General features: G+C 34.9%; 17 protein-coding genes. 15 read left to right on the top strand and 2 right to left on the bottom strand.

Going from position 1 to position 17,402, the window contains the following annotated elements:
* Window positions 1-87: 87 nt before the first annotated feature.
* The 14 genes from DKT72_RS09360 (at window position 88) to DKT72_RS09425 (ending at window position 14,431) form a co-directional block, all read left to right on the top strand.
* Window positions 88-1,092 carry a sialidase family protein gene (locus tag DKT72_RS09360; RefSeq protein ID WP_111308476.1) on the top strand — a complete coding sequence of 335 codons (1,005 nt, stop codon included), beginning with the start codon at window positions 88-90 and terminating at the stop codon, window positions 1,090-1,092.
* A gap of 408 nt (window positions 1,093-1,500) precedes the next feature.
* Window positions 1,501-2,874 (top strand): hypothetical protein, encoded by a 1,374-nt coding sequence (locus DKT72_RS09365; protein WP_111308477.1) that lies wholly within the window; start codon window positions 1,501-1,503, stop codon window positions 2,872-2,874.
* A gap of 21 nt (window positions 2,875-2,895) precedes the next feature.
* Complete coding sequence (locus DKT72_RS18215) at window positions 2,896-3,543, top strand: hypothetical protein (RefSeq protein WP_162623282.1); 648 nt, start codon at window positions 2,896-2,898, stop codon at window positions 3,541-3,543.
* Window positions 3,543-4,478: a hypothetical protein gene (locus DKT72_RS09375; RefSeq protein WP_111308479.1), complete on the top strand. Its 936-nt coding sequence runs from the start codon at window positions 3,543-3,545 to the stop codon at window positions 4,476-4,478. The genes DKT72_RS18215 and DKT72_RS09375 overlap by 1 nt, the downstream gene beginning before the upstream one ends.
* A 27-nt stretch (window positions 4,479-4,505) precedes the next feature.
* Window positions 4,506-5,537, top strand: a complete 1,032-nt coding sequence (locus tag DKT72_RS09380) for a hypothetical protein (protein ID WP_111308480.1) — start codon at window positions 4,506-4,508, stop codon at window positions 5,535-5,537.
* A gap of 31 nt (window positions 5,538-5,568) precedes the next feature.
* On the top strand, window positions 5,569-8,034 hold the full coding sequence (locus tag DKT72_RS09385; protein WP_111308481.1) for a hypothetical protein: 2,466 nt from the start codon (window positions 5,569-5,571) through the stop codon (window positions 8,032-8,034).
* Between the two features lie 21 nt (window positions 8,035-8,055).
* Window positions 8,056-8,577 carry a hypothetical protein gene (locus DKT72_RS09390; protein WP_111308482.1) on the top strand — a complete coding sequence of 174 codons (522 nt, stop codon included), beginning with the start codon at window positions 8,056-8,058 and terminating at the stop codon, window positions 8,575-8,577.
* A gap of 9 nt (window positions 8,578-8,586) precedes the next feature.
* Complete coding sequence (locus DKT72_RS09395; RefSeq protein ID WP_111308483.1) at window positions 8,587-9,630, top strand: hypothetical protein; 1,044 nt, start codon at window positions 8,587-8,589, stop codon at window positions 9,628-9,630.
* A gap of 13 nt (window positions 9,631-9,643) precedes the next feature.
* Window positions 9,644-10,705 (top strand): hypothetical protein, encoded by a 1,062-nt coding sequence (locus DKT72_RS09400; RefSeq protein WP_111308484.1) that lies wholly within the window; start codon window positions 9,644-9,646, stop codon window positions 10,703-10,705.
* Window position 10,706: 1 nt separating this feature from the next.
* Window positions 10,707-11,024, top strand: a complete 318-nt coding sequence (locus DKT72_RS09405; RefSeq protein WP_162623283.1) for a hypothetical protein — start codon at window positions 10,707-10,709, stop codon at window positions 11,022-11,024.
* Window positions 11,025-11,103: 79 nt separating this feature from the next.
* Complete coding sequence (locus DKT72_RS09410; protein WP_111308486.1) at window positions 11,104-12,936, top strand: tetratricopeptide repeat-containing sensor histidine kinase; 1,833 nt, start codon at window positions 11,104-11,106, stop codon at window positions 12,934-12,936.
* A complete protein-coding gene (locus DKT72_RS09415; protein ID WP_111308487.1) occupies window positions 12,933-13,580 on the top strand; it encodes a response regulator in 648 nt (215 codons plus the stop codon). The genes DKT72_RS09410 and DKT72_RS09415 overlap by 4 nt, the downstream gene beginning before the upstream one ends.
* 72 nt (window positions 13,581-13,652) lie before the next feature.
* Window positions 13,653-14,051: a Dabb family protein gene (locus DKT72_RS09420; protein ID WP_370445572.1), complete on the top strand. Its 399-nt coding sequence runs from the start codon at window positions 13,653-13,655 to the stop codon at window positions 14,049-14,051.
* A gap of 110 nt (window positions 14,052-14,161) precedes the next feature.
* Window positions 14,162-14,431 carry a hypothetical protein gene (locus tag DKT72_RS09425; RefSeq protein WP_111308488.1) on the top strand — a complete coding sequence of 90 codons (270 nt, stop codon included), beginning with the start codon at window positions 14,162-14,164 and terminating at the stop codon, window positions 14,429-14,431.
* A gap of 9 nt (window positions 14,432-14,440) precedes the next feature.
* Here the strand turns inward: DKT72_RS09425 and DKT72_RS09430 are convergent, their stop codons facing one another.
* Entirely contained in the window at window positions 14,441-14,911 is a 471-nt protein-coding gene (locus DKT72_RS09430) for a very short patch repair endonuclease (protein WP_111308489.1), read from the bottom strand.
* A 95-nt stretch (window positions 14,912-15,006) separates the two neighbouring features.
* The gene (gene ahcY, locus DKT72_RS09435) at window positions 15,007-16,323 is read right to left on the bottom strand and encodes an adenosylhomocysteinase (RefSeq protein ID WP_111308490.1); all 1,317 of its coding nucleotides are present in this window, start codon (window positions 16,321-16,323) and stop codon (window positions 15,007-15,009) included.
* Between the two features lie 130 nt (window positions 16,324-16,453).
* On the opposite strand from ahcY, the gene DKT72_RS09440 reads away from it, so the two are divergent.
* Window positions 16,454-17,080 (top strand): 4'-phosphopantetheinyl transferase family protein, encoded by a 627-nt coding sequence (locus DKT72_RS09440; RefSeq protein ID WP_111308491.1) that lies wholly within the window; start codon window positions 16,454-16,456, stop codon window positions 17,078-17,080.
* Window positions 17,081-17,402: the final 322 nt, after the last annotated feature.

Genomic DNA, 17,402 nt, shown 5'->3' on the forward strand with positions numbered 1-17,402 from the left:
CCTAGGCATTATAGATATTATTGCATTATAATAACGAAATAGAAAAATAAAAACCAGCTTTCTAATACGTCAATAATCAAAAAAATCATGAATATAGCCAAAGGAACAAAATGTATGATTCTGGTATTAACCACCTCCTTATTGTTAACATCATGCAGCAAGGATGGTGAAAATCCAGAAAGTGAACAACAAACAGAACAAACTAAAACTATTGAATGGGAAGTATTCCACGAATTTGAACCCGGAGAAACTGTAACAAAATTTGAAATTTCAGATGACGCCAAGTGGCTGTTTTATACAAATGCTATGGGTACGGCTTACCGAATCGATAAAACTACTGGAGAAAAAAGCTTATTGTATGCAAATCCATTGCAATTTGAAAATGGGATATTATATCTTCATGTAGTCAGAGATAACGACAGCTATTTTGCGGTTTCAGATGATTTTGGCGCAACCCAAATGGAGTACCATATAGGTACATACACCAACTATGCCGCAGGCTGGTTTGATGGTGCTTTTATGAACCTAATTGTAAATCGTATGTTCGTAATGCCAAATGGCGATTTAATACTTCCGCATATTATGGAGAAGGCAAATAATGCCGCCTATCTGCAAGACAACTTTTTAATTGCAGTTTCTTCTGATGGTGGAGCTACTTGGAACCGTAAAGAAAGTAAACCTTCCTCTTATATTATAGCAAAACAAGGAAACCGACTTTTTGCCATTAGTGAAGGTTGGACAGGGGTAGAAACCTTTGCTTCTAAACTTTATTATTCAGACAATGCAGGTACAAGCTGGCAGGAGTCTAACCTTAAATATGCTCCGCAAGCGGTGGACAGAGAAAATAATCTTATCGCAGCGGGAGGAAACCAAATCTTAAAACTAAAAGGCAATTCGTGGACAGTTTATACTTGGGAAGGGCAAACGTCTTTTAACGATGGGCTTGTATTTTTAGATGGATTGAAATATCGTGGAACAACAGGCAATGACCCTAACGGCAGAAAAATAGATGATATAGAGTTTGATGCCAATAATCACATGTATGTTATCGGAAGAAACAAAACAACCATTTGCAGAACGAAACTGAATTGAGTTAAAAACAATTCATCAAACCTCATTTTGAAATGAAAAAGCTAGCTTTTACGTTCATTGGGATGACTTAAGTCTACGGTCAGTCGTTCATGGGTGATTGATAAACCCATCACTAGAAGTACATGGGGTACTGTTCAAAAATAGCATCCAAAATATCGAATGTAAATTCCTGTTTTTCATTTGGATAGATATGTTGTGAGAAAGCTGAATAATGTGTCATGCAAAGCTTTCTCTTTGAGAACTTTACGACATAGAGATTGGTTTATCCTCTTCACGTTTAGTCAAAATAGGGCATTTGCCCTATTTTTTGGTGTCATCCTTATGAATAATATTGTATATCATCAGTTTTTAAAAATGATTTTTCAACAACAACTTAAAATTTAATCCATTGATTTTTAATTATAAGATATGAAAACACTTCTGCTTTCCATAAGTCTTTTTTTGTCGCTAACCGCAGTCTTTGGGCAAAACTCTATTGCAAAAAAAGCACCTTTAAATCCTTTACCTTTAGAAGAATTAGCTTATATGGTTCCTTCTTTAATAGATGGTGACATTGCCTATTATAAAGGTCATTTTTACAACGATAAAAGAGAACAACTACTGGAAAACGGTGAAAGCTTTAGGAGCTACGCAAATTGGACAGAAAAAGAAGCTTATGAGGCAAAAAGCATTTATATGGCTTTTGACGCTTCTGGCAAATTATTAAAACTCAAAGATTATAAAAACTTTAGTACGTTAACAAGAGCATATACTTATAACCAAAAAGGGCTACTTACCAAATCTACTTTCTACAATGATTCTATGTTTTACCATTATGATAATAAGGATAGACTGCTTACAGAAGAACGTTATTTTAGTTCTAGTAAAACAAAAGTGGTTGTTAATTATAATTACAAAACCGAAGATGGATTGCTTAAAATTACCCGTCAAACTGTTTATCCTACTGGTAAGGAGCAGGATGAATTGCATTATAAAAATGGCAAACTAATGTATTACAAAAGCGTTTTAGGCGAAGAAAATGTAGGTGTGCCCGATGCAAAAGGAAATATTACAAAAACGAAAAATATAAAAACCAACAAAGTAAATAATTACTATTACAATGTCATTTATAATGACGAAATAAACACCAAAGATTTAGTGGTGGTCAATGCCAAAAAAAATGATTATGACAGGCACAATTTACCCAGATTATCGGTGGGCGATAAAATTATTAGTAACGTAAATTTAACAATTGTAGGCAATCATGTGGTTTTTTATATACCTACAACACAACAGTATTTTATAGCCAAGAATTTTTATAACAGCACTATTAAAAAAGACGAAGCGGTTAACGTAGAGCTACTGCAAGAAAACAACCCGTATTTACATATATGGGGAAATGATTCGGGCAACTTTTATTGCTTGTACAAAGGGTCAGATCATTCCCTGAAAAAGTTTAGAGATGAAAATTACAGTGTTTATTACAGCCCTTTTGATGATACCTATTTTTTAGTAGATAAACAAAAAAATACAACCTCACAGGCAGGAACGCTTGCCAATGTACAAACCTTTAAAGGAAGTGTGCTGATGTATGTAAATTATGCAAAAAAAACTTCTGTTAATTTATTCGAAGGCGAAAACCAGACCAGTAGTTTCGGTTGGTCGGCTAAACCCCTCAATGTAAGTGAGGCCGTGATGCTTAAAAATAACGAGCCCAAATACATTATTCCAATAGTGCCCAAACCAGATGATTTAAAAATTTATTTAGGTAGAAAGTACAACAATGAAGTTATTTCCAACTAGTTGTTTTTAAAACGTATTATAATGATGAATATACTTTCCATCATAGAAAGACCTTTACATCACTATCGTCAATGGGATTTTATCATTTTTACATTGTTGACTTTATTGTCGGTATTAAATGGACAAACAACTGTTTTTTACCTCATCTATTTCTTTTGGTGTAACGAGCTTCTCTGCTTAGTGGTAGACAGGCTTTGCTACAAACGGAATAGTAATGCGTTATATGAGAATGTACATTCCGTCAATTTTGGAGGAGGTTTATTTTTAATGGGTATTTATTGGGTGTTTTTAGTGGTGTTTTTTGGATTTATTGCTGCCTCCGATAACACAGAAATTATGATTACCAATATGCAGGTGTTGTTTTTTCATAATTGGTTCTTTAATATCAACCTGATTTTTGTTCTGCTCGAACGCGTGTATTTGCACAAAAAACAACAACCAATAAAAGTTTGCTTTGGTGCTTTCAGCCCTAATATAATTGTATTGCATATTTCCATCGTTGTGGGTGGTATGCTAATATTTTTTGTCATTAAAAGGTATCCTGAAGTTTTTACACCCGAAAACCCATGGGGCTCAGTCGTTATTGCATTGCCTTTTCTATTTCTGAAAATGGGAATGCAATACCTAACGTCTTCCAACAATAAAACCACAAAACAAAATTATAACTAATGAAAAAAACTGTTACATACTTAAACTTATTGACTCTTCTAGTTTTTAGCTTTAGCGTGGTGGCACAAGAGGATACGACACCTAAAGATTTCGATTTACCTGAAAACACTACCAAAGCCTTTAAAATGTATGCTACCTTTAGTATACCGCAACAAGTCTTTACTATGCAATCAGTCAACGAGCTTTATACATTTCGTGAAGGAGAAATCACTAAGTATCAGTACCTGGACAAACCTAAATTAGAGATAACAGAAAATTACACTTACGAAAATGGTCTTCTAAAAACCAAAGAAATAATACGAAACGGTACTATGGGCATGGAATATTCAACATTTAAATACCGTACGGAGTCCGAAGGTTATAAGACAACATCATACAAAATTTACCACACAGGTGAAACAGAGAAAAATATAGAATTTTTTAATGGTGAAGGGGAGTTGCGCGGCAAGTCATTTTACAATACCAATAACCAAAGAACCAAACAAATAGAATATGGTGGTAAGGAAGGGCATCGCATCAAGAAATATTATGATGAAAAGTTAGTTTCTGATGTAATTTATCTATATGATAAAAAAGGTAGAATTTACAAAGTAGTCGACCATAAAGTGCCTGGTAATGAATCAGAGGCTAAGATAATAAAACAGATTACTTACAACGGCAAAGGCGACCCTGTGGTAATGTTGGAATACCACCCTGCCAAAGATGGAGAAGAACAAAAATTAAGTAAAACCTATCATACTGATTATCTATATGATGGAGATATATGGATCGCTAAAATAGAATATAGTAATACCACAAAAGAAACTGGCCAATTAAAACTAATCACAAGAACTGTGGTTACTCCCGAGCGAGCATATAAATCCCAAAACGATGAACAGCTCATTGATTTTTGCAAACAGGTGTATCAAAATTACTTAAAACTGAAGAGTGAATAAATGCATAACTAAGACCTGCCAAATATAATGGAAGATTATTTTGAAATAAAACAATTAACAGATGAAGACAGAAAGAAGCTAAATAATCAATTTTGGCTAATCATTGTATTTGCCATTTTTGTATTGGCCATTTTTTGGTTCATATTCAATATGTTGATGTCCTTTTCAAGTATGTCGAGTATTGTGCCCTACATTATTTTTGGTGTAATTGCACTTATTTTTACTGGGGTTATTTTCTATTTGTTTTGGAGTACTTATCTGGATTTAAAAAGGGGTGTAAAGCACAGCTATACAGGTGTGGTTAAAAACAAACGATTGGATACCCATACCTCAACAAGCAGCAGGCATATCACCAGAGGAGGACACACGTCTTCAAGAACCACTGTTAAAAAAACCTATTATCTTACCCTGAATGATGTGGAGCATACGGTATCGTTTAAAGAATATAATCAGGCACACACAGGAGATACCATTTGTTTGGAAGTAAGTCCAAAAAAAAGAGAGATCCTACAATTTAAAATTTTAGAGAAAAGTAAGGAAGATAACAAAAAGCCAAACAAATTCACAAACAACTATAGGAATGTTATTAAAGAACAGCCTGCTAAACAAAGCGATGTAGATATTGTAAAAAAGCTGTTTTTTAAAAAATTAAAAAAGAGTCTCTGGTTTTTTGCCTTTCCTACCATAATGCTATTGCTACTCTGGACAACTCCATCAGCACTATTTTATCTTTTCACATTCCCCCTTTTTATTGTTTTTTTATACCAAGGTGTAAAACTTTTAGTGTCACTAAACAACTATGCTAAGTTTAAAAATTATAAAACTAAAAAAATCATTATCGCAAAGGTGCTAGATAAAGTGACCGCAAGTTCTAATAAAAACTCTACCAAATATCGTTTAGTTACTGATAATGGAAATATAGAAGTTTCCCAAAATATTTACCAACAAATACAGCCACAACAAGTAATAGAAATGCATATTGCTAAGTTTTTAAACATCACCTTTGGCATTAAGGTTGTAGATGCTGAAACAGAGACATATTATAGTTTACAAGTATAAATCAAGTTAAAAAACACACCATATTAAAACAATGAAAACGGCTTTGCAAATACTTATACCAACACTTATATCTACATTTAGCTTTGCCCAAAACAACTATCAAGAAAACGATACCATTCCTAATTACTTTACAAGGGATGATACTGTTTATAAAAAACCCGATATCAGCGATCTTAAAAATGAAATGCAGAAAAAGTATGGATTTAACCCATTCAAGGAGAAAAAGATTTCAGAATCGGCAATGTATTTTGATAAGCAATTAAATTTTGACATTGCTCAATACAGAGAAACCGGCTCTGTGATAAGGTTTGCGAGCGATATACGTTACGCGAGCAATAACCAGGTATTCGCTTATTTTGATAAAAATACCAAATATTTTAGAGACACTAAAATATATCACGAAAACGGTAAACTATGGTACCAAAAGGTTGAGAACGAGCCTGAAAAAGGTATGTGGCGTACCGAGCAGTATGATGAAAATGGTATGCTAATTACGCAGGAACAAGGTTACTATGGCAGTTTAGAAGAAACTCCCTTTGGGGAAATATACGCAGGTGGTTCTGTATTGACTGTTGGATCTCCATCTTTCTTTCCTGTAGATGAAGCTAATGCACATTTCGGTTATCTCCATGCAGGAAAAATATTAGGAGCAGATGGTTCTGAAATTTCTGGATTTTTTTATCCCTTATCTGATAGCTATTTAGGTAAAGCCTCGCTGCTGTATTTCAAAAATAAAGACGGTAAAACAGGCTATTGGGCCATTGTAGAGGGCAACCAAATAGAGCAAGTTTTTGATGATCCCAATTTACCTACCCTAGATATTTTTGACGTACTTACCCACCATAGTGGTGAGGAATATACCATACATAAAATAAATAAATCGGTTTATAAGGATAAATTAAAAGACTATAAAACACCCAAAGAAATATACGCAGATATTCACGTGTTAAACTTTGGTACTACAGATGCCAATTACACAGGTTATGGGATGCGCATTACCACAAAAGACAATATTTTAATTGGTGATGAGCGGTATATAGAAGTCGGTTTTTTTAAAGATGGAAAATTGAATGGCCCGGGAGTTAAGCTCTTCATAGGTTTAAATATGTATTACCGAGAAGACCATAAGCAAGTGTACGTTAAAGACATTGACATTAAGAACCAGATGGGGCTTTTTGCCAATGGAGTGTATGTAAGCGGAAGGCAATTTGCTTATACCAAAGCCAATGTGGAGTATATGGATGTTTTTAGCAGGCCAGAGCATCCCAATATTTATTACAGAGCTATTTATAATGAAACGGATCCATTTATAGAAAATGAAACGGTTGCATTTAATTCGCTTAAAGTAGGCGACAAAATCTTTTTACCCAAAAGCAAACGCGTTTTTGACATTACAAGGCTAGACTCCAAGGAAAGAAGAATTTATTTTGTTGGCGATAAGCCGGGTGAAGAAATAAGTGTAGGCAAGGAAAGCGGAAACATCTATTTAAAATATACCACAAGAGAAAGTCAAAAAGTAAGTTGCCCTGTTACTGTGTATAGAAAACAATATAAGAAAGTCCCTGTAAATATGGAATACAGCCTGCCGGTTTCAAAAAGGCACGAAGTATCCAGCTTGTATGGTGCCAAAGTATATATCACGCATTACAATGAAACAAAAACCTTGTACCTTTGGAATAAAACAGTAGAAGATGGTGTCAAGGAAGAAACCTGCCCAAAATGCAATGGTAGCGGTTACACCTTTTATACCCAGTCGCAGAATGTAAAACAGCTTATCAACTTTGAAGAAGTATTGGACGAAGCCACAAAAACGTTAAGAGCAAAAGAACTGGCAGAAAAACCCGTAGCTTCCTTTAATGCTAAATTACCTCTATATACCAAAGAGGTAAGCAGTGGCGTCTATTATTTTTATCAAAATGGAAAACGCATTCAAGACCCTGTTTACTTTTTGCCAAACTCTATTTTGCCATATAATAATGTGAATTGTTATTATAAATCAGACCAAGACTATTACTTTGGTGCCAACTTTCAAAATCCGGAACCCGATGGTAAAGTTATAATGACAAGATATACAGGTTCCTATATCTATTCTTCAGTTTCTAAAGAAAAGCAAACCTTTGTTTTTGAGGGCAAAACACTAATTCCGCAAGATTACGAGCTTATTGTATCAAGGTCTAAAAACAGCCTTTTAGTGCTAAAACAAAATGCTTTGGTATTTGAAATCTCAGATGCAGCTCTCTTCCCTAAACTAAGTGAAACCGTTACGTACGACACGCGTAGCAGTTATTATGATACGTTTTTACTGTTTGAAGAAAATGGTGGGATTGTGGTAATAGAGAACGGAAAAGTGCAGCCTAAGACTGATTGGGAATTAGAATCAAATAGTACTGAAAACTTTCTGATAAACCGGGTTGATGACAGAAAGTATAAGATTAATGGATACGATATTACAAAAGCAGATATTATAAATAAACAATATCTCCGCTTAGTTGAATAGAGTCATGAATGTAAAAATAAAATGAAACTAAAGTTATTTATAATATGTTTTGTAACGGTTGGACTAACAAACAGTTTTGCACAAGATTATGAATTCGACAAAACCTATGTTTATTTTAAACCAGAGCAAAGTCGATCTTCCTTAAATACAGAAATATCAAATTACGAAACTATACTTAAAATGGCTGGCTACAAAATACAGGCTAGAGAAGAAAAATCGCCCGACGATTACACTGTTTTATGGAGGAAAGACATAGAAGGTAGCGGTTATTTAGAGGTACAAATGCACTATCAGTTTTTCGACAAATATTTTATAATAGATATTGATAGGTTTTTAGGATATACTTCTAGCGAATCTGTGATTGTCTTTCATAAAAAAAGTACAGACCCAACCAAAAAAGCCATGTATGATGATTTATATAATGTTTTTGTACAATCGATGATTCGACTTGTAAAGCCCGCAAGTAGCTTAAAGTATAATGAGGTGGGCGAACTTCTCAAAAATTATGATAAGTATCTAAATTCTTCTAATAATACAAACTAATAATACATCATGAAAATAACAGCTTCACTTCTTTATTTTGGCAGTGTACTGCTCATAACCTCAAATATATATGCACAATCGCCCCCTAACATCAGTTATAAAGATTGCGGCTATTCCAAGCTGGTAAAAAAAGTAACGAAAATGTATTACAGTATTGACTACGGAAGGGACGGTGGCATGAAAAATTTAGAAGAAGTTGAAAAAGTGACCCAAATTTTCAATACAGAAGGCAACATCGAAAGTTACGAATGTCAAAGTTTATTGGACAATACTTGGGCAAAATCTCAAACCATCTACAAAAACGAACGATTAGGAAAAGAAATTTGGACGCATAGTAATCCGTATTTAAACAGAATACATACTTACAATTACGATAAACAAGGTAGAATAGCCGAAGAAAAAATCCGACTCAAAGATGGTAGCAAAAGCCATATTAAATTCAAGTATGAAGGCAGTGTATTGATTGAAACAGAAGCGTATATATGTGGAATACAATATATTAAAGAGCGGTTTTATACTGCCAATGGCAAACTGTACAAAGAAACTCATCGGCAAGAAGTACCGAACGAAGCCGATATATTAACCCATTACTACTACCTCGAAGACAAGGAAATACTGTCTTTCGTAGCCCCACAAAGCTATTTCTATGCCACGGCTTATCTTAAAGATGCCACGGATACTATCGAAATAAAATTCAAGCTCATCGAAGACAGCGCCATACAAAACAAACTGCTCAAAGGCATACAACGGTTCGAAAAAGAAGCACACAACGACAACCTGCCTTTTAATTTGCAGAAATATTCCGAACAAACTTTACAGGCTTACGAAAAGAACAAAAAAGAGCTAAAGCCTTATCGGATAGTGATGTATTTGCGGGATGAAAACAACAACATCGAAGCCGAAGCCGAAGTGGATTTGAAAACCAAAAACATTGCCAGCATCGGTTTTTTCCAAACAGAACTTCCCGACGGTACAATTATAGGAACCACCGAATTCCTACATAAAAAGATGCACCTGTTTGAAGCCATGTTAGAGCAAGCCAAATTACCTTAAAGCACATATCTATATGAAAACGATAGCACATAAATTTTTAGTAACGGCATTTTTTTTAATTGCCCTTTCCTTATCTCACAAAGCTCTTGCCAACGCCTCACAACCTGGAATTTGGAATGCTGGTGGTACGGTTTTTACGATGTTGTATCCCGAAGACAGCCTGAGTTTCAAAAAAGTGCAGATGCAGCAGGAACGCATTTACATTCAGCTTTACAAAGGTTTTGCGGTAGTGAAAGGAACCTACATTTTCAAAAATACCAGCAGCGAAAACCTGCAATTCAAAATGGGTTATCCGGTCAACGGCATCTATTCGGGCGGAGAAACGGATCTGAACCAAATTACCCTCGACAGTTTAAGCCATTTTAAAATCAAAGCCAATCAGCGTTACTTAAATTTAATCAAAGAAAATCATCCTGAATTAAATCATAACGATGGAAATGTAACCCCATTTAGCGACAATTGGATGGTTTGGCAAATGGCTTTTGCACCGAATGAAGCGCAAACAGTGGAAGTGTATTTCCTCGTGAATACTAACGATGCACAAGTGCGCAAAGGCTACAATTTAGAGAACCGAAATGCTTTTATTTATCTTTTGGAGAGCGGCAGCGTTTGGCATCAGCCCATCGAAAAAGGATATTTTTATGTGCAGTTAAGAGAAGGATTGACATTGGAAAATTTGCAGGGATTGTCTGGTGGATTTGATTTCAAATTCAATGAAAAACACCAATTGTTTGCAGGAAATAAAATCAACTTTTCTCCCACCCCTGCCGATAATTTGGTAGCTGCTTATTACGAAAAAATAGAAAATTTCGACTTCACAAAACATACTGCCCAGTCTGAAAAATTGTTCAACACTATCGATGAACTAAGCCATATTTCGCTGGATGACCTTACTTACACCGAAGTAGAACTAGGAAATCCGTACGAAGTAAAAAGCACCATCGGCGGTGCTTTTCCAGGTTTGCTCACGCTATTTATTATCATTGCTCCCTTTCTGATTATCGTTGTTTTGGCTGCCATTTTGATTTGGGCATTTGTAAAATGGTGGAAAATCAAGAATAAAAAAGGTCATTAAGATGGTCGTGCTGGCTTTGTTTTTTATCGTGATCATCGGGTTGATATTACTGCTCATTCCTTTGTTGAAAAAAGTTTTAAATGATTATGAGTTAACGCTGGAAAACCGTTCGGGAAAATTCATTGAAGAAAAGCCAAATGCCCTTCAGCAAGCGATGAACCAATCGGTAGAGCAACGTTGGCAAGAACTGGATGAACTTTTGACCCACTCAGAAAACCGGAAGTCAGTTCCTGAGAATTCGGTAGAAATGCTGCAATCGCTGCAAGATTATGTGCAATCTATCCTGAAAATGTTCAAATCGGAAGAAAGTTGTCCTTGATTTTTTTATTAATTTAACAGCTTATAATGAAAGGAATGAATTAGATGGGTAATTCAATTCTTAAGTAAGCTTTCGTAATATGAAACAAACTCTACTTTTAATACTATGTTTTTATATATTTTCGTTTAACCAGACTTTTGCCCAAACCCAAAAATCTGTCGATAGCATCCAACAAATCGTACAGCAGCAAAAAGCGTATCCCAAGAAAATTTCGGTGTTGCAGGATCATCTGAAAAAGATTTATCAGAAAGATTTTGATGCGACCATTCAGATTTCAAAATTGGGGATAGAACTGGCAAAAGCAGAAAACGATAAAGTCAATCAGGGTGATTTTTTGCGTTACCTTGGGCTGGCTATGGGCAGAAAAGGGAAGGTGGACAGTGCTTCGGTTTATTATTACCAAGCACTTTCTTTGTTGGAAAAGTCAGGCAATAGCGAGAAATTGGGCTTGTTGTACGATGATATGGCGAGAATGTACCGCAAATTAAAACAACCTAAAAGGGCTTTAGAATTTTACGATAAAGCTTTGAAATTGTATGAAAATGAAAAGAATCTCGAAGGAATTGCCCGCATCAACAACGAAAGTGGTTCGGTTTTTAGAGATGATTTTAAAGATTATGCCGAAGCCAACAGACGTTATGAAAAATCACTGCGCATCCAGCAACAGCGAAATGACAGTGTAGGGATTGGTTATGCATTGGAGTTTCTGGGGTACAATCAACTGTTGATTAAAGATTATAAAAAATCGGAAAACTATCTGAAACAGGCGCTCGAAATCCGTAAAAAGCTGAAAGATGATTTTGCCTTGATGTTGAATTATACGGCTTTGGGCGAATTTTACAAAGAAACCCAACAGCACCAACTTTCCAATGAATATTTTGAATTAAGCAATGCCGTAGCTAGAAAAATCAAATTTACCGATATACAGAAATACAATTATGAACAGATTACCGGAAATTACGAAGCGTTGGGAAATTATCAAAAAGCTTTTGAGAGTTTAAAATCATTCAATGTATTGAACGACAGTTTGTACACCGCTCAAAAACTGAAAGATGTAGAAGAAATTTCCACCAAATATGAAACTGCAGAAAAGGAAAATCAAATCCTGCAACAACAAGCAAAACTCACCAACCGTAATTTCTGGATTTTTGGTTTAGCTGCTTTAGTGGTAATCATTGGGTTAATTGGCTTTTTGTTGTACAAACAGCAGGTGCTGAAAAACCTTCGTGAAAAACAGGAAAACGAAATGAAGTTGGCACTTCAAAAAATTGAAGGTCAGAACAAATTACAGGAACAGCGTTTGTCGATTTCGCGGGATCTGCACGACAATATCGGTGCGCAATTGAGCTTTATTATTTCTGCCACTGATACCATTAAATATTATGTGAATGGAAAGGATGAAAATCTCATCAATAGATTGAACAACATCGTTTCTTTTGCCAAAGAAACCATTCAGGAACTGCGGGATACCATTTGGGCGATGAACAAACAAGGCATTACCATCAAAGATCTGCAAAGCCGCATTGCCAATTTTATTGAAAAAGCCAAACAATCGCAAAGTCAAACGCAAATTGAATTGCAAATCTCAGATGAGGTCTCGGAAGAGGAAGCTTTTACAGGTATTCAGGGCTTGAATATTTTCAGGATTGTTCAGGAAGCTACTAATAATGCCTTTAAATATGCCGAAGCAAGCCACATTAAAATCATCATTTCCAAAGAAAATTCAGCTACTCTATTTCAGGTAAAAGATAACGGAAAAGGATTTACAGAAAACGAAATCGAACCCGGAAATGGTTTGCTGAATATGCATAAAAGAGCTTTGGAATTGGGCAGCGAGTTGGAACTACAATCGGAAACAGGGCTTGGAACCAGCGTTTCGTTCAGCCTTACACACAAAAATCATAACCAATGAATATTCATACTGCTATCGTTGATGATAACAACTTCTTGATCAAAAGCGTAAAAGATAAATTGTCTTTATTTGAAGATATGCAGATTTCTTTTACGGCTAATGATGGCGTTCAGTGTATGGAAAAATTGCAAACAGATAAATACACCGACCTCATTCTGATGGACATCGAAATGCCCAATCAAAACGGTATCGAAACCACTGCATTGGTCAAGCAGAAACACCCGCAAATCAAAATCATCATGCTCACGGTTTTTGATGATGACGAAAATATTTTCAATGCTATTAAAGCAGGAGCCGATGGTTATTTACTGAAAGAAACACCGCCAAAAGAACTGTACGATGCCATTGTGCAAACTTTGGAAGGCGGCGCTGCAATGACACCATCCATTGCAATGAAAACCTTGAAACTGCTGCGTAATCCTTTAGAGATACAACCCGAAAAGCAGGAAGCAATCATCCTTACCACACGCGAAACCGAAGTACTGGAGCAGCTTTCCAAAGGATTACCTTACACCGCCATTGCCGAAAATTTATTTATTTCGCCTTCAACGGTTCGCCGTCACATAGAAAATATTTACAAAAAATTACAGGTTCATTCTAAAATAGAAGCTATTGAATTCGCAAAGAAAAAAAGGATTATTTGAGCTAAAGTTTATTATATAATCAGTTGTGTTTCTTTAAAATATCATATTTTTGGAAAAAGTAATTTTAAAATTATGAAACAACTATTAAAAATAGGTCTGTTTTTTTTAATTATTATGAGTTTTTCCAAAATGCAGGCACAAGAACAAAAAACAGCATTCGACCATAACTTTGCACATGTGGTGTACTTCTGGCTTAAAAACCCAAATAGTGCTGAAGATAACAAGGCGTTTTTAACCTCCCTTAAAAAGTTTATGTCTAAAAGTGAGTATGCCAAAACCAAGTTTATAGGCGAGCCAGCAGGAACTTCCCGAGATGTTGTGGATGGCAGTTTTACTTATTCATTGATACTCACGTTTCCTTCTAAGGACATTCAAGATAAATATCAACAAGAACCAGCGCATTTAAAGTTTGTGGAAGAATCCCAACATTTATGGGAGCGTGTTGTTGTTTACGATTCTGTTGGTTTATAGTAAAAATTCCTTGGCTCATTTAATTTAGGATTATTTTAATTGATTATCATGTTATAAATTAGTAACTTAGGCTATTTCAAAACAGTGTTTTTAATTAAATCAATAGCTTTATGGAACCTTTTAGATCAGAAATTAGAAATACCCCAAGTGCTCAAACCATCCAAATTTATTTGAGTGATGAATCTTTAGATATGAAAATCAAGCATCATTTAGAAAGCTTTAATGAGATTGATTCTATTGAAGTTAGAGAAACCGTTGCACAAAATAGAAGCAATGAAAGCCTCTCTGTTTTTTTAAAAGACGGTATTGATATTAATAAAATGAAAGCCTGTATAGATTCTAGTTTGTGGTGGTATTTTGAGGAGGATTTGGTGGATTGATTCTTATTTTTAATTGATAGTTCCAGTACTTATATAAACCAACACATCATTAATACATTTACCTAATTCGGTTTGGATTTCCTTACTCCAAAACCTGAAAACCATATAACCCATTTCTTGTAGTTCTTGGTTAACTTCTTTATCGCGTTGTAGATTACGTTCTATTTTAGGGATCCAAAACCCGCGATTACTTTTTATGGTTTCCTTTCGCTCGTTCCAGTTGTAGCCGTGCCAAAATTCACCATCTATAAAAATAGCTAATTTGTGTTTTTTAATTGAAATATCGGGTTTCCCTGGAAGCGTTTTGTTATTGATTCTGTAACGGATCCCTTTTGCCCAAAGTGTTTTTCTAAACAATAATTCTGGTTTGGAATTTTTCCCTTTAATTTTGCTCATTATTTTAGAGCGTTTCTTGGTAGTGTAAAAACCAGAAGCTTCGTTAAAACGAGGGACTTTTATTTTGGGTTCTTTATATTCCATAATGACAATGGAATTTAATGATTTTTGATGAAAAACAAAAACCCTTACATTTCTGTAAGGGTTCTAAATATCTAAAACCGAAGCGTTCTAACCGTCTAATATCTATAATACTCAGGTTTAAAAGGACCTCCAACGGTTACACCTATATAATCTGCTTGATCTTTACGAAGCTCGGTAAGTTCTACGCCAATTTTAGCCAAATGTAATTTTGCCACTTTTTCATCCAGATGTTTAGGTAGCATATATACATCGTTTCCGTATGCTTCACTATTCGTCCAAAGTTCAATTTGTGCTAAGGTTTGGTTGGTAAATGAGTTACTCATTACAAAACTGGGGTGACCCGTAGCGCAACCTAGATTTACTAAACGGCCTTCAGCTAAGATAATAATATCTTTTCCGTTAATGGTATATTTATCAACCTGAGGCTTAATCGTATTTTTAGTATGACCGTAGTTTTTGTTCAACCATGCCATATCAATTTCATTATCAAAATGCCCAATATTACAAATTATGGTTTTGTCTTTTACGGCTTCAAAGTGCTCGCTACGTACAATATCTTTATTTCCTGTAGTTGTTATAATAATATCTGCATTAGCAATAACAGTTTCCAATTTTTTAACCTCAAAACCATCCATCGCTGCTTGTAACGCACAAATAGGATCAATTTCAGTCACTGTTACAATACTTCCAGCACCTTTAAAAGAAGCTGCAGTACCTTTACCAACATCACCATAACCACAAACAACAACACGTTTTCCAGCCAACATAATATCGGTAGCACGACGAATGGCATCTACAGCACTTTCTTTACAACCGTATTTATTATCGAATTTAGATTTTGTAACGCTATCATTTACATTAATAGCAGGCATGGGTAATGTGCCATTTTTTACACGTTCATAAAGTCTATGAACTCCCGTTGTGGTTTCTTCACTTAATCCTTTTATTCCAGCCACTAATTCTGGATAACGGTCTAAAACCATATTGGTTAAATCGCCACCGTCATCAAGAATCATATTAAGGGGTTTTCTATCTTCGCCAAAAAACAAGGTTTGCTCAATGCACCAATCAAATTCTTCTTCATTTAAACCTTTCCAGGCATATACAGATGTTCCTGCAGCAGCAATAGCAGCAGCAGCTTGATCTTGAGTTGAAAAAATGTTACAAGAACTCCAAGTAACTTCGGCTCCCAAGGCCTGTAAGGTTTCAATGAGCACGGCGGTTTGAATAGTCATATGTAAACAGCCGGCAATTCTTGCGCCTTTAAGCGGTTGCGAATTTCCGTATTCTTCACGTAAACTCATGAGTCCCGGCATTTCAGCTTCAGCTAATTCTATTTCTTTGCGACCCCAAGCTGCAAGCGATATATCTTTTACTTTATTAGCTACGTAAGGAATTGTTTTTGTACTCATATCAATTTTCTTTTTTCTTTTTTAAAACTAAACATTCTTGAGATTAGAACTTAAATGGTTAAATTCGCTTAACAAAAATTCTCAGCAGTTTATACTGTGCAAAGATAACTAATAACTTTCAAAATATTAAATGCCTCTTTATAGAACCATTAGTCCAAATTCACAAACTACAGTAAAAATATGGAAGATTGAGGAATCTTATGATGACCTGTTTCAATCTGTAAGTCTAAAACCAGAAAGTTTGCAACGTGTTTTGGGAATGAAAAGCGAGTTGCACCAACGTGGATTTTTAAGTGTTAGAAAATTGTTAGAAGCATTTGGTTATTCAGATTTCGATTTATTTTATGAGGCATGTGGTAAGCCACATTTGAAAGATGGAAAACATATTTCCATAACACATTCATTTAACTTTTCGGCAGTTATAATTAGCGATAGAATTATTGGGATTGATATAGAAAAACAACGAGATAAAATAACCATTATTGCTCATAAATTTATTGGTTATGAAGATCAATATCTAAATAAAAATGATGCAGATTATATTAAAAAATTAACAGCGATTTGGTGTGTGAAAGAATCACTATATAAACTCTATGCAACACCAGGATTAAGTTTTAAAAAGCATTGCTTAGTGATTCCAGTATCTGACAATGAAGCGGAAACAGTAGCTTGGATTGATTATGAAAACGAAAAACGTAAATACCATATCCAATTTTTAGAATTTGAAGGTTTTGCCTGTGCTTTTGCTATTTCTTAAATGAAAAACAGATTTGGAGGTTATCGCGACAGGATATATTTTAATAGAAATCAGTAAAAAATATCTATAGAAAAAGTAACGGGAACTCAACCAATAATACCAAGAGAAAGCATTAAACAAATTATTGATACAGCCAAAGCAGGAGAATTTTAGGCATGAAACGTATATATTTGGAAACGGGTAGTGGAGTAAAAATGCCTGTGCAAAAAAAATAATTAATTTAGTAAAGCAAGAGCTGAAAATTCCATTAATTGTGGGCGGCGGGATAAAAAACACTTGACAAATGCTTATGATTCTGAAACCAATTTAGTAGTTGTTGGTA

The sequence above is a fragment of the Confluentibacter sediminis genome, assembly GCF_003258355.1.
GTDB classification, from domain to species: domain Bacteria; phylum Bacteroidota; class Bacteroidia; order Flavobacteriales; family Flavobacteriaceae; genus Confluentibacter; species Confluentibacter sediminis.

Excerpts from the sequence above, each read along its gene's own strand:
- DKT72_RS09410 (WP_111308486.1), top strand. The coding sequence starts at position 11,104 with ATGAAACAAACTCTACTTTTAATACTATGTTTTTATATATTTTCGTTT.
- DKT72_RS09405 (WP_162623283.1), top strand. The coding sequence starts at position 10,707 with ATGGTCGTGCTGGCTTTGTTTTTTATCGTGATCATCGGGTTGATATTA.
- ahcY (WP_111308490.1), bottom strand. The coding sequence starts at position 16,323 with ATGAGTACAAAAACAATTCCTTACGTAGCTAATAAAGTAAAAGATATA.
- DKT72_RS09380 (WP_111308480.1), top strand. The coding sequence starts at position 4,506 with ATGGAAGATTATTTTGAAATAAAACAATTAACAGATGAAGACAGAAAG.
- DKT72_RS09420 (WP_370445572.1), top strand. The coding sequence starts at position 13,653 with ATGAAACAACTATTAAAAATAGGTCTGTTTTTTTTAATTATTATGAGT.
- DKT72_RS09430 (WP_111308489.1), bottom strand. The coding sequence starts at position 14,911 with ATGGAATATAAAGAACCCAAAATAAAAGTCCCTCGTTTTAACGAAGCT.
- DKT72_RS09425 (WP_111308488.1), top strand. The coding sequence starts at position 14,162 with ATGGAACCTTTTAGATCAGAAATTAGAAATACCCCAAGTGCTCAAACC.
- DKT72_RS09400 (WP_111308484.1), top strand. The coding sequence starts at position 9,644 with ATGAAAACGATAGCACATAAATTTTTAGTAACGGCATTTTTTTTAATT.
- DKT72_RS09415 (WP_111308487.1), top strand. The coding sequence starts at position 12,933 with ATGAATATTCATACTGCTATCGTTGATGATAACAACTTCTTGATCAAA.
- DKT72_RS09440 (WP_111308491.1), top strand. The coding sequence starts at position 16,454 with ATGCCTCTTTATAGAACCATTAGTCCAAATTCACAAACTACAGTAAAA.
- DKT72_RS09395 (WP_111308483.1), top strand. The coding sequence starts at position 8,587 with ATGAAAATAACAGCTTCACTTCTTTATTTTGGCAGTGTACTGCTCATA.
- DKT72_RS09365 (WP_111308477.1), top strand. The coding sequence starts at position 1,501 with ATGAAAACACTTCTGCTTTCCATAAGTCTTTTTTTGTCGCTAACCGCA.
- DKT72_RS18215 (WP_162623282.1), top strand. The coding sequence starts at position 2,896 with ATGATGAATATACTTTCCATCATAGAAAGACCTTTACATCACTATCGT.
- DKT72_RS09385 (WP_111308481.1), top strand. The coding sequence starts at position 5,569 with ATGAAAACGGCTTTGCAAATACTTATACCAACACTTATATCTACATTT.
- DKT72_RS09375 (WP_111308479.1), top strand. The coding sequence starts at position 3,543 with ATGAAAAAAACTGTTACATACTTAAACTTATTGACTCTTCTAGTTTTT.
- DKT72_RS09360 (WP_111308476.1), top strand. The coding sequence starts at position 88 with ATGAATATAGCCAAAGGAACAAAATGTATGATTCTGGTATTAACCACC.
- DKT72_RS09390 (WP_111308482.1), top strand. The coding sequence starts at position 8,056 with ATGAAACTAAAGTTATTTATAATATGTTTTGTAACGGTTGGACTAACA.